Origin of the sequence: Acinetobacter sp. UBA2063 (genome assembly GCF_002333245.1) — a bacterium.
In the GTDB taxonomy this organism is placed as follows: Bacteria; Pseudomonadota; Gammaproteobacteria; order Pseudomonadales; family Moraxellaceae; genus Acinetobacter; species Acinetobacter parvus.
Genome location: NZ_DDAH01000012.1, coordinates 20653 through 23105, shown reverse-complemented (window position 1 = coordinate 23105; position 2453 = coordinate 20653). Strand labels below are relative to the sequence as shown.

The 2453-nt window shown below is 38.6% G+C and carries 3 protein-coding genes; all 3 read right to left on the bottom strand.

Annotation, left to right across the window (positions count from 1 at the left end; all coding sequences use genetic code 11):
• The coding region (locus B4H32_RS00565) for a porin (protein WP_286799089.1) at window positions 1-898 on the bottom strand (898 nt) is incomplete at its 3' end.
• Between the two features lie 253 nt (window positions 899-1151).
• Window positions 1152-1565: an HIT family protein gene (locus B4H32_RS00560; RefSeq protein ID WP_262450194.1), complete on the bottom strand. Its 414-nt coding sequence runs from the start codon at window positions 1563-1565 to the stop codon at window positions 1152-1154.
• Window positions 1566-1646: 81 nt separating this feature from the next.
• Complete coding sequence (locus B4H32_RS00555) at window positions 1647-1916, bottom strand: YARHG domain-containing protein (RefSeq protein WP_004677435.1); 270 nt, start codon at window positions 1914-1916, stop codon at window positions 1647-1649.
• Between the last annotated feature and the right edge of the window lie 537 nt (window positions 1917-2453).

Sequence of the window (2453 nt, the reverse complement as noted above, 5' to 3'; positions counted from 1 at the left end):
CAGGTGTTGATGGAATTGCATACGCAGCTGTTACGCCATAAGCATCTTCTTGCAAACCTTTATAAGATTTCGTGGTTGCCGTTGTACCAGAACCAGTAACCACTGCAACAGTATCATCAGATGGTTTTGCAGTTTGCCATAAAGCACCGAATACTAAGCCATCAACACCAGCAGGAGTTAAATCTAAAGAGCCTGTTACACGAACAGCATCTGAATAAGTGCCATTTAATGCACTACCATAGGCTTTATAGCTCATTGGAACAGCAAAGTTACCAGCAACCGCAGCAGCTAAACCCAAATCTTTATTTTCATAAGTTAGTGATGTTGAGATACCATCGCCGAAACCATCACGACTGCCTTTTTGTCCTTTCAAGGTATTGTCCTTCGTTGACGATTCTTCACCTTGTTGGAACATGATGTTGAATGCTAAGCCACCCAATAATTTCTTATCAGTTTCAAAACCAATGACGTTATTTAAACGATCTTCACCTGCCAAAATTGCAGTCATATCCAATTCGTTGTGATCGTTAAAAATATCTTGGTTGTTGCCCGCAGCATTTTTAAAGTAAGAGTCAAAACGACCTACTTTTAAAGTTGCAACGCCGTTAGATTTAATACCGACAAAACGGTTACGCATACCTAAGTCTGTACCGTCGCCATCAGTATTAACTTGCCATTCCGCTAAGTAAACTGCTGAAAGGTTATCTGTTAATTTTTCTTCGCCTTTCACGCCAATACGTGAAGCGTTAGAGTTCACTTTAGTTACGCTTTCGTCTTTAAAACCGTTGTTGTCAATATTGTCTAAAGTTACGTTGAGCTTACCATACAAAGTTGGTGCTGCTTGCGCTGCATTCATGGCTAAAGTTGCTACAGTTGCAGCAAGAAGCAATTTTTTCATTGAGATTTCTCCAAAACACTTTTTTGTAAATGGCAGTTGCCTTAGTTACTGTAATAAGCTTGCTTATGTACAAAAAGTTACACAGCTCGCTAACTTGTATGCAGTATCGGCAAACTTTATGACAGAGAAGTGAAAGAAAAATGACAATTTGATGACAGTTTATATTTGGTAATAATTCTATTTGTTATTGATTATTAAATAGTTATCTAATAAAAAAACGGAGTAACAACTCCGTTTACGAAAAAATTATCAGTTACAGGGCTGCCTTAATCTTTTCAGCAAGCGCCTTAATCTTCTCCTGATCACCTATTTGTGCTGCATGACGACCAAGCTGATGAATGGAGCTTGGAATTAAATGAAAATGTACATGTGGAACAGTTTGACCAGCAGCTTCGCCAGACAGTTGCATCAGTACAATCCCCTTGGCATCCAGTGCTGTCTCAATCGCACGGGCAATCTTTTGAACGATCTGGATGGTATAGGCAGCCGCATCGGCAGGCAGGTCTAGCAATGTCACTGCTGGCGTTTTGGGAATAACCAAAGCATGACCATCTGCCTGAGGCATGATATCCATAAAGGCAAGAACCTGTTCATCTTCATAAATTTTAATCGCAGGCAATTCGCCACGAAGAATTCGGGCAAAAATATTTTGGTCATCGTAAGCCATGATGAGTCCCTTAATATAAATAATTCAAGTTTCCTCTCCTAAAAAAATAAAAAGGAGAGGACAAAATCTAATAATCAGTTTCTATTTACAGTCTAGCTCTTTTTGGCGAGCTTTAATCTCATCGAGACGTTGTTGCTCTTTGTCAGAAAACTTTGGTTTGGTGGTATGGCAGTTTTCATTGCCGTACTTGGCTTTAGCATCTGCATCCTTGAAACAGAAACCCTTAGACGCATAAATGAGGTTATAGTCATCCTGCAACTTTTTACAGTCTTGTTCTGGGGCTGCGGCTTGAACACTAAACCCTGTAAGGGTTATTAATCCAGCAAAAACCGCAACTGTAAACTTCTTCATGAGGTGATCCTCTAATTTAAAAGGTATAAACCAAAAGTCTTGTGGAATAGAAATATTCTACATGCTTTGGTCGCAACGTTAGTACTAATATAAGGCGTTTTAATGAAAATTCAATAGTGTATTTGAATATCTAATAAGCTTTTTCAACTTGATCTTATGTCAGACCAAGATCATTTATCAATGGGATGAATACACTGACGATTGCAGAGTTGGTTTTGCATCTGCCTTTTACTGAAGAAGAAATCAATGTTCGGAAATCGCTATTGGGACTTTATAGACGTAACAGGCAAATGAGAAACAAATGCATGACAGTGCTCTCACGAAGCGTTACATATGCTTGTGATATATATTTCTCCAATAATTAAGGAGATAAGTATGTTAGTCAAAATTGATTCTGAAAATTATTTGAATACTCAGCACATTGTGGCGGTTTCTACTTTTACTTCACCAGATGGCAATGTAAAGATAACGATTGATACAGTTACCGCAGCAAGCGGTCATGGTTCATACGTGGTAAACCAGAGTAATGAGGAAGAA

Coding starts and splice junctions, on each gene's coding strand:
- B4H32_RS00560 (WP_262450194.1), bottom strand. CDS start 1,565: ATGGCTTACGATGACCAAAATATTTTTGCCCGAATTCTTCGTGGCGAA.
- B4H32_RS00555 (WP_004677435.1), bottom strand. CDS start 1,916: ATGAAGAAGTTTACAGTTGCGGTTTTTGCTGGATTAATAACCCTTACA.